A 16,506-nucleotide genomic window follows, 5' to 3' on the forward strand; every position below is an offset into this window, starting at 1 on the left:
TGTTTTCTTTTTTATATTTTCCGACTAGCCAAAGGCCGCCAGGCCAGTGCCGACTATCCGGTCAGCTCAGTCATTTGTTAGCTCAATCACCATGGCAATCCCTTGGCCAACACCGATACACATGGTACAGAGAGCATAGCGACCACCGATACGTTGCAATTGATACATTGCGGTCATTACCAGACGAGCACCACTGGCTCCCAGCGGATGACCGAGCGCTATGGCACCGCCGTTCGGATTAACGCGAGTCGAATCATCCGCCAGGCCCAGCTCACGCAGTACCGCCAGGCCTTGAGAGGCGAACGCTTCGTTGAGTTCGATCACATCCATCTGTGCCAGCGACAGACCTGCTTTAGCCAACACTTTTCGGGTTGCCAGTGCCGGGCCAAAACCCATAATGCGTGGTTCCAGGCCAGCGGTAGCCATCGCCACAACACGCGCTTTGGGTATCAGGCCGTTTTTCTCTGCAGCAGCTCTGGAAGCAATCAATAGCGCGCAGGCACCGTCGTTCACACCGGATGCGTTACCAGCTGTAACCGAACCACCCTCACGGAAGGGCGCTTTCAACTTGGCCAGCCCTTCCAATGTCGTGGATGCTCGCGGATGCTCATCGGTATCCACCACAATATCCTCACCCTTGCGTTGCGGGATCACCACCGGGCAAATTTCTTCGTTGAACAAGCCAGCGTCCATAGCAGCGGCCGTTTTCTGCTGACTGCGGTAGGCAAAAAGATCCTGATCTGCACGGGATATATTAAAATCTTCAGCGACGTTTTCGGCGGTTTCCGGCATTGATTCCACACCATATTGCGCTTTTATTTTCTGATTGATAAAACGCCAGCCAATGGTGGTGTCGTACAACCCGTTCGCTGTGCGACTAAAAGCGGATTCGGCCTTGCCCATCACAAAAGGGGCACGAGACATGGATTCACAACCACCCGCGATCATCAGTTCAGTTTCTCCAGACTTGATCGCCCGCGCTGCAAGACCAATAGCATCCATACCAGAGCCGCAGAGGCGGTTGACTGTCGTGCCCGGCACCGAGACTGGCAAACCGGCCAGCAATGCCGACATGCGCGCAACGTTGCGGTTGTCTTCACCAGCCTGGTTGGCATTGCCATAAATCACATCATCAACCGAAGCCCAATCGACATCGGGGTTACGCGCCATCAGCGCCTTCAGCGGAATAGCACCCAAATCATCGGTACGCACCGGAGCCAGAGCGCCGCCGTAACGGCCAAAAGGGGTGCGGATGGCGTCGCAAATATAGGCATCAATCATTGTTATTCTCCTGGGTGTTGGTGGCTTGAATATGAGTTTTCGGCTCCAGAATCTGGCCACGCACCCGGTAGGATTTGCCATGAAACAAGGCAATCAGATGACCATCCTGATTATGAATTTCGACATCGTAGTTGCCGGTCCGACCACTGCGGCTGCGCTCAACCGCCGTTGCCGTCAGCACATCTCCACCGCGCCCCGGCGCAACATAATCGATGGCGCAACCGATCGCGACAGTGGGCTCGTTGTAGGTATTGCAGGCGAAAGCGAACGCAGAGTCCGCCAGCGTAAACAGATAACCACCGTGACAAGTCTGATGACCCTGCAACATAAAATCAGCCACTGTCATCGCTACCGTGGATTGGCCCGGTGACGATCGCAGCAGCTCGATGCCCAGATGTTGTGTCGCGCGATCACGGCGATACAACTCGTTGGCACAAGCCACCGCCAGTTCCTCGGCACTCATCGCTTGCAGGTGCGGTTGATCAGTCATGGAAACGACCTCCTTGCAGTGCCAGACGACGAATCAACAAGGAAGGACGATAACGATCATCGCCGTAAGCCGCCTGCAAATGAGTCAACAGCTGGTCGACTCTGGCAAGGCCGATCTGATCGGCCCACCGCAACGGCCCACGAGGATAATTCACCCCAAAACACATGGCGGTATCGACGCCGATTGCATCACCAACCCCCTGCAATACGGCATCCGCACCTTCATTCGCCAACATGCAAACCGTTCGCATCACCGCCAACCCCGGCACATCGGTCAGCTCACTGACCTGAATCCCGGCCTGAGCCAAGCAGTCCACGACTTGCTGAACTGCGTCTGTCGATGTGTTGTGAGCACGGCTAATGGCCAGTCTGGATGCCTGGTTGTAGTCCAGCGCCAAATCAATCAGCACCAAGTTAGTGAGACCCTCTTCCAGCGCCCGCTGACATGCCAGTCGACCGTCAGTCAAAGCGACGGTGGCGGTTCCGATGCGCAACACCCCGGCATCGGATGCAGACTCCTGATCCACCGTGATACCCGCTTGTGCCAGCCGTTGCACCAATACCGACAGCAAACCGACATCACCAAGTGCCACACATCCGGATGGAGTATCAGAACTGACCGGCACGGTAAGGGCTAACGGTTTCTCAGCAGCCTCACCGTAGTGATAAAAACCGCGACGGGCCTTTCGGCCCAGATAGCCAGCATCGACCAGCTCTTTCTGGATCAGTGAGGGCTGGAAACGGAAGTCGCCGTAATAGGCAGTAAAAACAGAGCAGGTCACCGCATAGTTAACGTCATGACCGATCAGGTCGGTCAGTTCAAACGCTCCCATACGAAAACCGCCAGCGTCGCGCATCAAGGCATCCAACGTGGCACAATCACCGGCCTGCTCCTGCAGCAGACGCAGACTTTCAGCATAAAACGGACGCGCCACTCGATTCACAATAAAGCCCGGTGTGGAGAGGGTATGCACCGGCTTTTTGCCCCAGTTCAGGGCAGTGTCGTACACAGTGCTGGCGACATTGGAATCCGTTGCCAGGCCAGACACCACCTCCACCAGCTTCATGATCGGAGCTGGATTAAAGAAGTGCATACCGATGATACGGCCAGGATACCGGCAGTCGGCGGCCAGACTGGTGATGGATAACGACGAAGTATTGCTGGCCAGAATGCAATCGCAGGAGCAAACGTCTTCCAGTGTTGCCAATACGCTGCGCTTGACGTCGAGGTTTTCAACAATGGCCTCGATCACCAGCTTGGCATCCGCCAATGCTTCAATGTCATCAACCGGAGTGATACGAGACAGTACCGCATCACGCTGTTCAGCCGTGAGTTTGCCACGAGCAACCAACTTATTCAGCTGAGCAGCCATCGTATCAATGGCATGGGCAGCAGCACCTTCGCGATTGTCATACAGTTTCACCGGGTGACCGGCCTGGGCCGCGACCTGAGCGATACCCGCTCCCATCGCACCGGCACCAATGACGGCAACCAGAGTGTCGATACTCAATGTATGGGTCTGTTCTGGCATCATTCAGCGCCCCTTGAATTCAGGTGTGCGTTTTTCCATAAAGGCTTTTACGCCTTCGCGGTAGTCGGCAGTACGACCGGCCAAACGCTGTAGATCTCTCTCCAGCGTCATCTGCTCCTCGAAGCTGTTGCTGACGCTGCGATTCAAGGCACGCTTGATCAGCGCCAAACCTTGCGTCGGTTGAATCGCTAATTGCTTCGCCAGCATCAGTGCTTCGTTACGCAGGGCTTCGTCATCCACCACGCGGTAGATCATGCCCCAGTCATACGCTTGCTCAGCCGTAACAGGCGTTCCCAGCAAGGCCATTTGTTTAGCACGGGCCAGGCCGACCAAGCGTGGCAGAAACCAGCTACCACCAGAATCCGGCACCAGACCAATTTTGCAGAACGCCTGAATAAACTTGGCGGAGCGGGCCGCCAGTACCAGGTCACACGCCAAAGGAATATTCGCACCAGCACCGGCTGCGACGCCGTTGACAGCACAGATCACAGGCATCGGCAAGTCTTGCAGGGTCTTGATCAATGGGTTGTAAAAGCGTTCGATCGACAACCCCAGATCCGGTGAATCAGCATTAGGGTCAACATTGCGGTCAGATAAATCCTGGCCGGCACAAAAACCGCGGCCCTCTGCCGTCAACAGCAAGGCGCGGACCTCCGGATTGCCGACAGTCGCTTTCAGGGCCTCTTTGACTTCAAGGTGCATGGCTTCGTTAAAGCTATTCAACGCTTTGGGACGGTTCAAACTGAGGATGGCAACGCCGTCCTCAACGGAATACAGAATATGCTCGAAATTCATAGGCATATTGCTCCTGGAGATCAGAATGGGTTGCCAGCACTACTGGCCGTTAAATTCCGGTTTGCGCTTTTCCTGGAAGGCGGCAATACCCTCATTGCGGTCGGCGGTGCCAGCCAGCACAGTAAAAGCATGGCGCTCGAAACGGAGGCCTGAGGCGAGATCGGTATCCATACCTTTGAGCACCGACTCTTTGGCCAGGCGCACTGCCAGTGGTGCCTTACAGGCAATACTGGCAGCAACAGCCAATGCCCGCTCAACCGTCAATTCAGGTTGGGTAATCTCACTGACCAGACCGGATTGCTGGGCTTGTCGGGCGGTGATCGGCGAACCAGTCAGTATCATCTGCATCGCCATCGACTTGCCCACCGCCCGCAACAATCGCTGCGTACCCCCGGCACCAGGCATAATGCCAAGGTTGATTTCCGGTTGTCCGAAGCGCGCGTCTGTGCCGGCAAGAATAATATCGGCGTGCATCGCCAACTCGCAGCCACCGCCCAAACAAAAGCCATTCACGGCGGCAACCAGCGGCTTGGGGAAACGGCTAATCCGCTGCCAGTGCTGCTGGCGAGGGTCATTCAGAATACCGACCAAATCCCGCTCGGCCATTTCCTTGATATCGGCTCCGGCCGCAAAGGCCTTGCGGTTACCGGTGAGAACCAGCACTCGAATGTCGTCCGTGATTTCTGCCAGATCCATGACCGCTGACAACTCACCCAGCATGGCGGTGGTCAGGGAATTGAGTGCCTCAGGGCGATTCAGCTCAATCAGCTGAACTCCTGCACTGACCTTATGCACGACCAGTGTCGCGTAGCGTTTTGTCATCTGAGTAACCTGTCCGATTTTGTTTTTATAGCGTTTCGGCAATGACTTAAGGAGCAGACGTTTTCGTTCCAATTCGCTCCAGAACCCTGACAGCGTCAGCCTTGAAGCAAGGAGCGGATTTGTTTGGCCTGCATCAATACCTATCAATGCTGCCCAAAATTAAGATACAAAACAATTTTTTATTTTTTATTTTATGTATCGAATTTAGATTTTACATGGAAAAACCCTCTGAAAAATCAATAGACGCGAGCATTTTTCGATTAAAAACCAATATTTTTCAAATAGATAGAAAATAAAATGGATTCAAATACATCATTTCAAGACAATCCAAACAACACCAACAGATGCCGTTTCAATCAACAACGACCTATGATTTGATACAGTAAATAACAAATAATAGATATTTTAGTGTCTTTAAAACAAAAATACTCATTAATGGAGTTGTTATGTCGCCTGATGCCATGACGAACTGCCAGACCACGCTCTGGTTTTCCCGCTACTCGCCCCTGCTGGATCAGGCCATCAAGGCGATTCATCAGCGCGGTTACTGGGCTCCTTTCCCGGAACATCCCAAAGCGTACCCGGCGGAATCACTGGCCAGCGCGGCAGCAGAATTCCAGACCTTGCTCGGACAGCCGTTCAAGCTGCAAGGAGTAGAGGAGATTGGACGAGCGGGCCAGGAGCAATCCCCCTACGGCTTCGCCCTTGGTATCCACTATCCGCAGTACGACCCAGATACGTTACTGGCAACCCAGCAATCACTGATTGGTGGCTGGCGCGATGCCGGGCCACACGCCAGGGTGGCGGTCGCTATGGAAGCCATTCACCGGTTAAATACACTCAGTCCGCTAATGGCTCAGGCGGTACAACACACCACTGGACAATCCGCCAATATGGCATTCCAGGCCGGTGGCCCCCACGCCCAGGACAGGGCTGTAGAAGCCGTTGCCTATAGCTGGGATGCCATGATGGAGATACCACAATCCGTCTTATGGCAAAAACCCATGGGCAAACGTGGTCAACTCTCATTGACTAAACATTGGCATATCGTGCCTCGGGGAATATCACTCAGCATCGCCTGTTGCACCTTCCCGACCTGGAATACCTACCCCGGATTGTTTGCCAGTCTGGTGACGGGCAATCCGGTAGTCATAAAACCCCACCCGGATTCGATTCTGCCGCTGGCACTGACCGTCAGAGTACTGCAAGAGGTGCTTACCGAAGCCGGATACGATCCGCGCCTGGTAATGCTCGCGGTCGACACTCGAGCAGCCCCACTGGCGGCCCGACTGGCAACCGATCCACGGGTGCGGCTGATTGATTTCACCGGCTCAAGCCACTTTGGCAACTGGCTGGAACAGCATGCTCACCAGGCGGAAGTGTTTACCGAAAAAGCCGGGCTCAACACCGTGATTATTGACAGCATGACGGACATCACTGCAGTTGCTGGCAATCTCGGTTTCTCACTCAGTCTCTACTCTGGGCAAATGTGCACCTCTCCCCAAGTCATTTATATTCCTGCCAGCGGCGTGACGGCAGAAGACGAATGCTGGTCATTTGAGCAGGTAGCGGATGCATTGGTCAGCAGTATTACCCAATGGATCGCCGATCCGGCACAGGCGTGCGGCTTCCTCGGCGCAATTCAAAGTGAAGACACCTTGGTCAGAATTCAGCAATGCCGGGAAGCGATCACAGGACGGGGCAGCGTATTACTCGATAGCAAAAGCCTGATTCATCCAGATTTTCCCGCAGCTCGCGTACAAACGCCACTGCTGCTCGCTCTGGCAAGCCAGGATCAGGACCTGTATGGCAAAGAACAGTTTGGCCCGATTGCGTATCTGGTTCGTACCCGCGACACCGCAGAATCCCTGTCACTGGCACGCCAGACCTTGTCAGCTCAAGGCGCGATTGCACTGGCTATCTACACCACCCGCGACGATGTGCTGGCGCAGGCAGAAAATCTGGCTCAGGACGTCGCAGTCTCGTTATCCATCAACCTGGATGGCAGTTTTTATATGAACCAGTCCGCCACATTCAGTGATTTTCATGGCTCTGGTGGCAACCCGGCAGCCAACACTTCTCTCACCGACAGAGGGTTTGTCAGTCGTCGCTTTGTCGTGATACAAAGCCGTCGTCCAGCGACCGCCGCCACTGACTGATCAGGAGAACTTTATATGCCTTGTTACAAAATCGATGGCGTGACACCAGTGGTTCATCCCAGTGCCTATGTCCACCCAACTGCCGTACTGATTGGCGATGTGATCATCGGAGCACAATGCTACATTGGCCCGGCCGCCAGTCTGCGTGGTGATTTCGGCCGCATCGTTATGGAAGACGGTGCCAACATCCAGGATACCTGTGTGGTACATGGTTTCCCGCAAAGCAGCACGATTATTCGCCGCCATGGCCATATCGGTCACGGCGCAGTGCTTCACGGTTGCATTATCGGTGAAGATACCCTGATTGGCATGAATGCCGTCGTGATGGATGGTGCCGATATCGGTGCCGAATCAATCGTCTCAGCCTCCTCCTTCATCAAAAACCGTTTTACCTGCCCTCCGCGTTCCATGGTGATGGGCACGCCTGGGGTTATCAAACGTCAAGTCACGGATGATGAATTACACTGGAAACAGCTCGGCACGCAACAATATATCGAGCTGTCACGCCGCTGTTTGGAAAGCCTGGTAGAGTGCTCGCCACTCAATGCCGAAGAGCCAGGTCGCCAAGGGGTCGTTGATACCGGCCACCGGCCAAAAATATAACCCTGCCCATTCGCTACTGTTCAGTTGGATAATAGATGCCAACCTTCCGGGCTGGTAATCTTGACTGCTGTCGCGCTACTACCATGAAGTCAGTCACTGCAAAACCCAGACAGGCTATGTAGAATTTTCCAGATGCCAAGCTGTAAACATGACTCCAGGATACCAGCTCATAGACCGTTCTCAATTATTGTCTCCTCATACCCGCTGCTACTCGGAAACACCTTTTCAGACCCTGTTAAACTGCCAATTGGTGCCCTCGATCTTCGACCGGAATTTCTTGAATATGAAGTCATTGAACACACTGGATGCGGTGATAAAGCGCTTCCAGAGCCAAACACCTATGCGTGCAACCTCACTGGTAATCACGATTTATGGCGATGCGATTGAACCACACGGAGGGACGGTCTGGCTGGGTAGCCTGATCAAACTGCTAGAGCCTATCGGGATCAACGAACGCCTGATGCGTACCACTATTTTTCGTCTAACCCAGGACGGCTGGCTAATGAGTGACAAGGTGGGCCGGCGTAGCTACTACAGCCTGACTGATCCAGGCCGACGCAAGTTCAAAAAAGCGTTTCGCCGCGTATACAGTTCAAAGTCCGCCGCCTGGGACGGCTCTTGGTCACTGATTCTCACTCAGCAGCTCAGCCCTGAGCAGCGCAAGCAATTGCTGGATGAACTTGAATGGCAAGGATTTGGTGTGTTGTCACCTGGTTTGCTAGGCAGCCCCAGAGCTAACTCTGCGGAAGTCAACTCCGCGCTTTCGCTGCTGGAACTCAGCGACAAGGTCGTGCTGTTTGAAACCTCTGCCAAGGAAGAGCTGCTAACAGGGAAACCAATCCGGATGCTGGTACGCGACAGCTGGGGCCTGCCTGAGCTAGGAGCCCGCTATCAAGACTTTATCGATCTGTTCAGGCCAATGTGGCAGGAGTTGAACGACAATAAGGAACGAGATCAACAGGCCTGTTTTTTGGCGCGCATACTGCTGATTCATGAATACCGCAAACTGGTATTGCGAGACCCTCTGTTACCAGAAGAACTGCTGCCCGGCGACTGGGAAGGCCGCGCCGCCAGACAGCTGTGCCGCAACATTTACCGCAGCCTGACTCCCCATGCAGAGCAATGGATCGCTGAACAACTGGAAACCGCTGAAGGGCCATTGCCAGCAGCATCGGCTTCTTTTTATCAGCGTTTTGATGGCCTGAAGCCGCAGACACCAAGGCTGATGACCACCTAGTTGGCCCTGCCAAAGAATAAATACAGCAGCCAACTTGAACACCTAAAACTACCCATCAGGATATATACCTCTGGCATGCTGTAGCCCGCACAATAGGGTCTGTTTTTATGATCCGGAGACTGTGCCATGAGCGAGAACCTGACAAGCCCGACCTGCTGTGCCGACTGGACCGCCAAAGCCAGCGAGATCACAATCCCGGCGTACGCCTGGGTCAATGGCAAACCAGCGGCCGCGCTCAGCGGCGCGACTCAGCCCTGTTTCAACCCGGCGACCGGTACCATACTGGCCGAGCTGCCGGATAACGCCCCGGAAGATGCCGATGCCGCCGTTCGCATCGCTCGCCAAGCCTTTAACAGTGGCACCTGGTCTGCCATGGCTCCCAGCGATCGCAAACGCATCATGGTGCGTTGGGCGGACTTGATTGAACAGCACCGGGAAGAAATCGCGCTGCTGGAAACCCTCGATGTCGGCAAACCCATCAGCGACACCCTGAACATAGATGTACCCGGCGCGGTAAATACCATCCGCTGGACAGCAGAAGCCATCGACAAGGTATACGGAGAAATCGCCCCTACCGCGCCTGGCACTCTGGCGCTGGTACAGCGTTTACCTCTGGGAGTAGTGCTGGCGATTGTGCCGTGGAATTTCCCGCTCTCGACCACCGCCTGGAAACTGGCCCCGGCATTGGCTGCCGGCAACTCGGTGATTCTCAAACCCGACCCCAAAACCCCGCTGACAGCCCTGAAACTGGCGCAACTGGCGACGGAAGCCGGTTTGCCCGACGGCGTACTCAATGTATTGCCCGGCGATGGCATCAACCTTGGCAAACACCTGTCCTTGCATCCGGATATCGATGGCCAGACATTCACCGGCAGCACCGCCGTTGGCAAACTACTGATGCAGTACGCTGGCCAAAGCAACCTGAAACGCACCTTTCTGGAATTGGGCGGCAAAAGCGCCAACATCGTCTTTGCCGATGCCGACCTCGACAAAGCCGCGTTATGGGCTGCCGTCGCCGGATTTTACAACTGCGGCCAGACCTGCACCGCCGGGACACGCTTGCTGATTCAGCAATCGATCTACGATGACTTTATCGAACGGATGATGGCACACAGCCAGTGCTGGACTCCGGGCAACCCCCTCGACCCCGACACCCGCATGGGTGCCGTCATCGACCAGAACCAGATCAACACCATCCAGCAATACATTCAGATTGGCCAGCAAGAAGGCGCACGGCTGGTACTGGGAGGCGAGTCCGCCACCAACACCGGCCTGGGTGGCTGCTTCCATCAAGCGACCCTGTTTGCCGATGTCGACAACCGCATGACCATTGCCCAGGAAGAAATCTTTGGCCCAGTGGTATCGGCTATCCCCTTTAGCGATGCCGCTGACGCCATCCGTATAGCCAACGACTCCCGCTATGGTCTGGCCGGTGCCGTCTGGAGTCAGAACATCAGCACCGCGCTCACGGTTGCCAACGGTGTCCGTACCGGCACCATGGGAGTGAACAACTACTTTGGTGGCGATATTACCGTGCCCTTCGGTGGCTTTGGTGAATCCGGCAATGGCCGCGATAAATCCCTGCACGCCCTGAATGACTACAGCGAACTAAAAACCACCTGGATCGAGTATTGATGCTTATCGCGATCACGTTTGGCTGAGCGCCGATAACCGTACTCTCGATAATCGTACTCTCCATAACATCCCTCCTGTGGCATACAGAGCCTGTATGACATGCGAGGGGCCATCCAGGCTCGCTACTTCATATAACCCAGCAGCCTGGCGGCATTTTCTTTCATGATCAGCGGCCGCACTTCTTCCTTGATATCAAGCTTCTCAAAATCCCGAATCCAGCGATCAGGCGTAATAACCGGCCAATCGGAGCCAAACAGCATCTTGTGCTTCAGGATACTGTTGGCGTATTGAACAAAGATGGGCTGAAAATACTTCGGCGACCAACCCGACATATCAATGTACACATTCGGCTTATGAGTCGCGACAGATAACTGCTCGTCCAGCCAGGGGAATGCCGGATGCGCTGCCACAATGGGCATATCCGGAAAATCCGCCGCCACATCATCCAGCAACATCGGGTTGGAGTACTTCAGCCGCATATTCATACCACCACGAGCACCGGCTCCGACCCCGGTCTGACCGGTGTGAAACAGCGCTACGGCACCTTCTTCCGCAATGGCTTCATACAGCACATAGGCCGAACGGTCGTTAGGGTAAAAACCCTGCATCGTGGGATGAAATTTAAACCCCTTCACACCAAACTCACGCACCAGTCGGCGAGCCTCCCGTGCTCCCATACGGCCCTTGGCCGGGTCGATTGATGCAAAAGGTATCAGGATATCGCTGTTTTCCGCACAAATCGCCGCGACTTCTTCATTGTCGTAACGCTTGAAGCCAGTCTCACGCTCAGCATCCACCGGAAAAATCACCGCTGCGATTTTTTTATCACGGTAATAATCAGCCGTATCCTGCACCGTTGGCATCATATTGTGGCCAGCCGGATTCTTGAAATACTTGGCGAAGTCTTCCTGAAACTGATAGTAGCCATCATCCCGGTCACAGCTGCAGGGCTCTTCTGCATGGGTATGGAAGTCGATAGCAATAATGTCGTCGATGTTCATCATGGTGTCCCCTGTTATCCAATCTCGGGTGATATTGTTGTTATATGCACCGGTAGCGCGGTTACAGCGAAGCCAGGTTCGGCTTCGCTGTAACCTGCCAGATACTCTACACACTCAACAACAGAAGAACCACAACTGTTTAACACACAAACAATTATTTTCTACTACGAAAAAAGCCGTCAGCAACGGTATGGTCACTTTCAATACGCCGGAAAACCCTGCTCCTGCACAGCCCAAGTCAGCCTGAACCCTCGGCCGCCATCGGCTTTTTGGTGGCTGTCGAGAGCCTTAGACCATCGCGGATATTGAACCCCATCAAGGTCAGGTTCACGGCTCCGGCCAACAGCTCCAGCGCCTGTACGGTATAGAAAGTGCTACCAAAATCCCCTGCCGCAGCCAGTGAGCGCAAGTAAATCGCTGCTGGGATCAGGATAAAAACACCATTCAGTGCCACAAACCGCATGCGCTTTTTCTTGCGGCCAATCAGTCCACTGCTGCGGGTTCCAGCCAGTTTGGCCCCACTGATACCAGTCACAGCCATCGCCAGTACCAGTAACCAGATCGCATAAAAAATGGCATTTTTAACCTGATAAATAAGATCCGGATCGCCGATCAGCTCGACCACAATCGTGCTGCCCCAAAAAGTAACGATCAGAGCCATGGCCAGTCTGGCAAACCAGATATGTGCTTGTTGAAGTTTCATAATCACCTCACCATAAAGAACGATATTTGCGATGGCAGGAACGACAGGCCGATGATATCTGGTCCAGCGCATCCTCATTGGATACCTCTGCCACTGCCGCAGCAGCGATGTCTCGATACGCCATTTGCCAGCTCATCATATCCCGCTCGAATGCATCCCAATGCCGCCACACCGCTTTCCGGCTTCTACCCTCTCCCGAGGACTCTGGCGGGAACAGCGTCAGTAACCGCTGTATCTGTTGATCCAGCTTCAGCGCCGTGGTTTCGACCTCAGACCAGTGCTCGTCATCCACTGATTGCTCCAGATAATCCGTCTGCTCTTCAATCTCTTCAAACAGTTGCTGGCGCTGCTCCACCGCAGGGTGCTCGGCATAAGTAGCAGCAGATGCAGCCAGCAATAACAATACGATCAGGTGTTTCATAAGTGAGTCCTCGTGGTTTGCCTATGACGTGACTTATGGTATTTTGCAAATGCAACTATTGCAATAGCAACTGTTAGAACAGGAACTACCAGGGAGGTCATCCTTTATGCGAATCTGGGATTTGCCCGTGCGTCTCTATCATTGGTTACAGGCGGGCCTGGTCATCACCTTGCTGATCACCGGCTGGACTGGCAGAGGCTCAGCCGGGCTGCACCAACTGGCTGGCTACGCCTTATTGATCTTGTGGCTCTGGCGAGTCCAATGGGGTTTATGGGGTAGCAGCAACACACGTTTCGGCCAGTTAATCAGCACCATTCAACGCTTGCCTGGCTACCTGCAAGGACGAGCCAGCAGCATACCGGGGCACAACCCTCTGGGTGCCATCATGGTGCTGGCCTTACTGCTGTTACTGGCTGGCCAGATAATTTCTGGGCTGGTCGGCTCAGAGCTATTCAACGCCGACGCCAGCAGAACCGCCGCTCGCTGGGCGATATTCATCCACACACAATTGGCGATACTGATCACCATTGCCGTGAGTTTGCATGTGCTGGCTGTGTGCTGGCATGAATACAAAGGTGAACGCCTGACTCAGGCAATGATCACCGGCATCCGCGATATCCGTGGACAACCACCGCGTTTGCAGAGCAAGCGCCTTGCCGCCGGGTTACTATTCATCAGTATCAGTATGTCCGTTGGCTACCTGGCCATTTCGATGAGAGTGTTTATATGACAAGTTATGCAGAAGACCTGATCCTGCCCAGACACAACAGCCTGGGCTGGCTAATCGCCGTTTTGGGCAAACAACTGGCCGAGGATCTGGATCAACGGTTAAAAACCATGGGACTCAATATTGGTGTATGGCCCACTCTGTTTGCCCTGTGGGAAGAAGAAGGCCTGACCCAGACTGAACTGGCCGAACGTTGCATGACCGCGCACTACACCACCACCCGCACCCTCGATACCCTGGAAAAAATGGCATTGGTTGAACGTCGCCCGCACCCGACCAGCCGCCGGGCCTTGCAAATTTACCTCACCCAACAAGGCAAGGAACTCCGCCACTCGGTACTGCAACAGGCCATTGCCTGCAACAAACAGTATCTGGACCGGCTCAGCCAGGAAGAAGCACAAACACTGATCCAATTGCTCAACAAAGCCGCAGGCATGCGATAGCCCACAGTCGATCTCCCCAGCGGCCAATACACAACCACCGGCCACAAAAAAGCCCCTGGTGAGTGATCACCAGAGGCCTGGGTTTGCTTTATGTTTCCGGCGCTACATCTGGATACCGCCGTTTAAAGCAACTGACTGCGATTAACGCATAAACAGCATTTCGCTGTATTTCGGTAATGGCCAAATGTCGTCGGCAACCAGAGTTTCCAACGTATCCGCAAAGCCACGGACTTCCAGCATCAGGCCACAAATCGTATCAGCACAGAACTTCATGTGCGCTTCGGTAGAGTCGAAGTCATGAGTTGCCATGGCGGTTTCCAGCTTGGCCACGGCAGCCATCATGCCATTAAGGTTTTCGCCGACAGTCGTCGCCAAAGAAGCATCCAGTGCAATCGACAGCTCAGCGGCCCCGGCAATCGCATCCGTCAGGCTCGACAGGTAGCTGACTGCGGCTGGATAAATAATGGTAGTCGCCATATTGACCACCAGTTTGGCTTCCACCTCAATCGACAGCACGTACTGCTCGGCATACACCTCATAGCGGCTTTCCAGCTCGACAGGGGTCAGCACACCGGTTGAATCAAACAGATCGATCACCGTCTGATCCAGGAAGGCAGGCAAGGCGTCAGCCGTGGTCGGGATGTTTTTCAGACCACGCTCTTCAACCGCCATGGTATGCCATTCGCTGGAATAACCATCACCACCGAAGATGACATTGCTGTGCAGCTCCATCAGCTCTTTCAGCACAATAATAACGGCTTCGGTCTTGTCACTGGTGGTTTCCAGTGCCGTTTCCAGTTTGGTCGCAATCCAGCCCAAGGAATCCGCCAGCATGGTGTTCATCGCCACCAGAGGTCCGGAGACCGACTGTGAAGAACCCACCGCACGGAATTCAAAACGGTTACCGGTAAAGGCAAACGGTGAGGTACGGTTACGGTCACCGGGATCACGCTCAAACTTGAGGATTTGATCCAGACCCAAATCCATCAAACCGCCATCGGCGGTTTCATTGATCGCGCCGTCCTTGATATCCATGAACAGTTTTTCCAACTGATCACCCAGATAAACCGACAGGATCGCCGGAGGCGCTTCGTTCGCACCCAGACGATGGTCGTTGGCTGCCGACGCAATCGCAGCACGCAGCAACGGGCCATAAACGTGAACACCACGAATCACCGCACCACAGAACAGCAGGAAGTTGAGATTTTTGTCCGGCGTATCACCCGGGTCCAGCAGGTTACCCTGCGTGGCGTTACCCACCGACCAGTTAACGTGCTTACCGGAACCATTCACCCCGGCAAACGGTTTTTCATGCAGCAAACACATAAAGCCATGTTGCTTGGCAGTCAGTTTCATCAACGTCATCAGCAGTTGCTGGTGATCGGATGCGACGTTAGCCGCTTCAAAATACGGTGCAATCTCGAACTGGCCAGGAGCCACTTCGTTATGGTGCGTTTTGGCCGGAATACCAAGGCGATACAGCTTGTCCTCAAAATCCTGCATAAACACCTGAACACGCTCAGGAATGGCACCAAAATAATGGTCATCAAACTCCTGACCCTTGGCCGATGGCGCACCAAACAGGGTACGACCCGCCAACAGCAAATCCGGACGAGCCGCCGCCAGTGCAGAGTCCACCAGGAAGTATTCTTGCTCCGCACCACAGCTGGAGTTCAGCGTCGCGATTTCGGCTTCGCCCATCAGCGCCAGAACTTTTTGTCCGGCCTTGTTCATGGCAGCGTTGGAGCGTAACAGCGGAATTTTTTTATCCAGCGCTTCACCGGTCCACGACATAAAGACACTCGGGATCATCAGCGTCGCGCCGTTGTCCGTGTGCATGATGTAAGCAGGGCTGGTCGGATCCCAGGCGGTATAACCACGGGCCGCATTGGTCATCCGCAAGCTGCCGTTAGGGAATGAGGAGCCATCCGGCTCACCCTTGATCAGCAGGCTACCGGTAAACTCGGTGATCGCCCCGCCATCAGAATTGGTAACAATAAAGCCATCGTGCTTCTCAGCCGTGGCATTGGTCATTGGGTAGAAAATATGGGAGAAAAACTTCACCCCTTTACCAATGGCCCAGTCTTTCATCGCAGCCGCGACAACATCAGCGGTGGCAGGATCGAGTGCCGCACCGGTCTGCACGGTTTTTTTCATCGCCTTGAAGGCATTTTTGGACAGGACTTCTTCCATCGTCGCCATATTAAAGACGTCGGTTGCCCAGATACGGCTCAACGGCTCAGGCTTTTCCACAGCAGCAGGCTGACGATTCACAATGTCACTGATCGCCATCAGACGCGTCTGGTTTCCACTCATATTATTCTCCTGGGTTCCAATTATCATTAGGGGACATCTATTTAATCCGGTGCTCACTCTGGGCTACCGGATGGTTTCGAATCACGAAGCCGACTTGCAGGCCTGACGGGTCAAGTCAAACGTCGGCGACACCGAGTCGAGATCATCCGGCAGCCCCCGAAGGGCGCGGGTTGCCGCCGTCCAGTGCGGTGTTGACGAATTTGAAAAGGACTCGTCATTTCGCTGCATTCGTCGCCTTGCCCTGAACAACGGCACCACTCGCGCAGAGCCGTGCAGGATTAAATAGATGTCCCCATTAGTGCTTCGCTAGCACGTTGATAGTCAAAAAATCACCAGGTAGTG

Annotated in this window: 15 protein-coding genes; 6 read left to right on the top strand and 9 right to left on the bottom strand. The window is 54.3% G+C overall.

All coding sequences use genetic code 11. The features are described from left to right. Positions 1-66: 66 nt before the first annotated feature. Genes pcaF through paaF form a run of 5 tightly spaced genes read right to left on the bottom strand, consistent with a single transcriptional unit; the run spans position 67 to position 4,919 of the window. Positions 67-1,281, bottom strand: a complete 1,215-nt coding sequence (pcaF, locus tag Q8W22_RS08640; RefSeq protein ID WP_305452093.1) for a 3-oxoadipyl-CoA thiolase — start codon at positions 1,279-1,281, stop codon at positions 67-69. Further along, positions 1,274-1,771, bottom strand: a complete 498-nt coding sequence (gene paaI / locus Q8W22_RS08645) for a hydroxyphenylacetyl-CoA thioesterase PaaI (protein ID WP_305452094.1) — start codon at positions 1,769-1,771, stop codon at positions 1,274-1,276. The genes pcaF and paaI overlap by 8 nt, the downstream gene beginning before the upstream one ends. Continuing rightward, complete coding sequence (gene paaH, locus Q8W22_RS08650; protein ID WP_305452095.1) at positions 1,764-3,305, bottom strand: 3-hydroxyacyl-CoA dehydrogenase PaaH; 1,542 nt, start codon at positions 3,303-3,305, stop codon at positions 1,764-1,766. The genes paaI and paaH overlap by 8 nt, the downstream gene beginning before the upstream one ends. Continuing rightward, a complete protein-coding gene (gene paaG, locus Q8W22_RS08655) occupies positions 3,306-4,097 on the bottom strand; it encodes a 2-(1,2-epoxy-1,2-dihydrophenyl)acetyl-CoA isomerase PaaG (RefSeq protein ID WP_305452132.1) in 792 nt (263 codons plus the stop codon). 39 nt (positions 4,098-4,136) lie between these two features. Beyond that, positions 4,137-4,919: a 2,3-dehydroadipyl-CoA hydratase PaaF gene (paaF, locus tag Q8W22_RS08660; protein ID WP_305452096.1), complete on the bottom strand. Its 783-nt coding sequence runs from the start codon at positions 4,917-4,919 to the stop codon at positions 4,137-4,139. A 446-nt stretch (positions 4,920-5,365) separates the two neighbouring features. Here paaF and paaN point away from each other — a divergent pair, with 446 nt between their 5' ends. The 4 genes from paaN to Q8W22_RS08680 all read left to right on the top strand — a co-directional run bounded on the left by paaN (position 5,366) and on the right by Q8W22_RS08680 (position 10,553). Next, on the top strand, positions 5,366-7,078 hold the full coding sequence (gene paaN, locus Q8W22_RS08665; protein ID WP_305452097.1) for a phenylacetic acid degradation protein PaaN: 1,713 nt from the start codon (positions 5,366-5,368) through the stop codon (positions 7,076-7,078). A 15-nt stretch (positions 7,079-7,093) separates the two neighbouring features. Continuing rightward, entirely contained in the window at positions 7,094-7,681 is a 588-nt protein-coding gene (locus tag Q8W22_RS08670) for a phenylacetic acid degradation protein PaaY (RefSeq protein ID WP_305452098.1), read from the top strand. A 283-nt stretch (positions 7,682-7,964) separates the two neighbouring features. Beyond that, entirely contained in the window at positions 7,965-8,918 is a 954-nt protein-coding gene (gene paaX / locus Q8W22_RS08675; protein WP_305452100.1) for a phenylacetic acid degradation operon negative regulatory protein PaaX, read from the top strand. 126 nt (positions 8,919-9,044) lie between these two features. Then, complete coding sequence (locus Q8W22_RS08680) at positions 9,045-10,553, top strand: aldehyde dehydrogenase (protein ID WP_305452101.1); 1,509 nt, start codon at positions 9,045-9,047, stop codon at positions 10,551-10,553. Positions 10,554-10,675: 122 nt separating this feature from the next. Here the strand turns inward: Q8W22_RS08680 and Q8W22_RS08685 are convergent, their stop codons facing one another. From Q8W22_RS08685 to Q8W22_RS08695, 3 genes are all read right to left on the bottom strand, one after another. After that, the gene (locus tag Q8W22_RS08685; protein ID WP_303433613.1) at positions 10,676-11,557 is read right to left on the bottom strand and encodes an amidohydrolase family protein; all 882 of its coding nucleotides are present in this window, start codon (positions 11,555-11,557) and stop codon (positions 10,676-10,678) included. 235 nt (positions 11,558-11,792) lie between these two features. Further along, entirely contained in the window at positions 11,793-12,257 is a 465-nt protein-coding gene (locus tag Q8W22_RS08690) for a hypothetical protein (RefSeq protein WP_305452102.1), read from the bottom strand. Positions 12,258-12,264: 7 nt separating this feature from the next. Then, on the bottom strand, positions 12,265-12,678 hold the full coding sequence (locus Q8W22_RS08695; RefSeq protein ID WP_305415661.1) for a cytochrome c: 414 nt from the start codon (positions 12,676-12,678) through the stop codon (positions 12,265-12,267). Positions 12,679-12,784: 106 nt separating this feature from the next. Between Q8W22_RS08695 and Q8W22_RS08700 the strand changes: the two genes are divergently transcribed. Then, positions 12,785-13,408, top strand: a complete 624-nt coding sequence (locus Q8W22_RS08700) for a cytochrome b/b6 domain-containing protein (RefSeq protein ID WP_305452103.1) — start codon at positions 12,785-12,787, stop codon at positions 13,406-13,408. Beyond that, positions 13,405-13,848, top strand: coding sequence for a MarR family winged helix-turn-helix transcriptional regulator (locus Q8W22_RS08705; protein ID WP_305452105.1), 444 nt, complete (start codon positions 13,405-13,407; stop codon positions 13,846-13,848). Before Q8W22_RS08700 ends, Q8W22_RS08705 begins: the two co-directional genes overlap by 4 nt. Positions 13,849-13,989: 141 nt before the next feature. Here the strand turns inward: Q8W22_RS08705 and Q8W22_RS08710 are convergent, their stop codons facing one another. Continuing rightward, positions 13,990-16,164, bottom strand: a complete 2,175-nt coding sequence (locus Q8W22_RS08710) for a glutamine synthetase III (protein ID WP_303433604.1) — start codon at positions 16,162-16,164, stop codon at positions 13,990-13,992. Positions 16,165-16,506: the final 342 nt, after the last annotated feature.

The sequence above is a fragment of the Oceanobacter sp. 1_MG-2023 genome (assembly GCF_030689025.1).
GTDB lineage: Bacteria > Pseudomonadota > Gammaproteobacteria > Pseudomonadales > Oceanobacteraceae > Oceanobacter.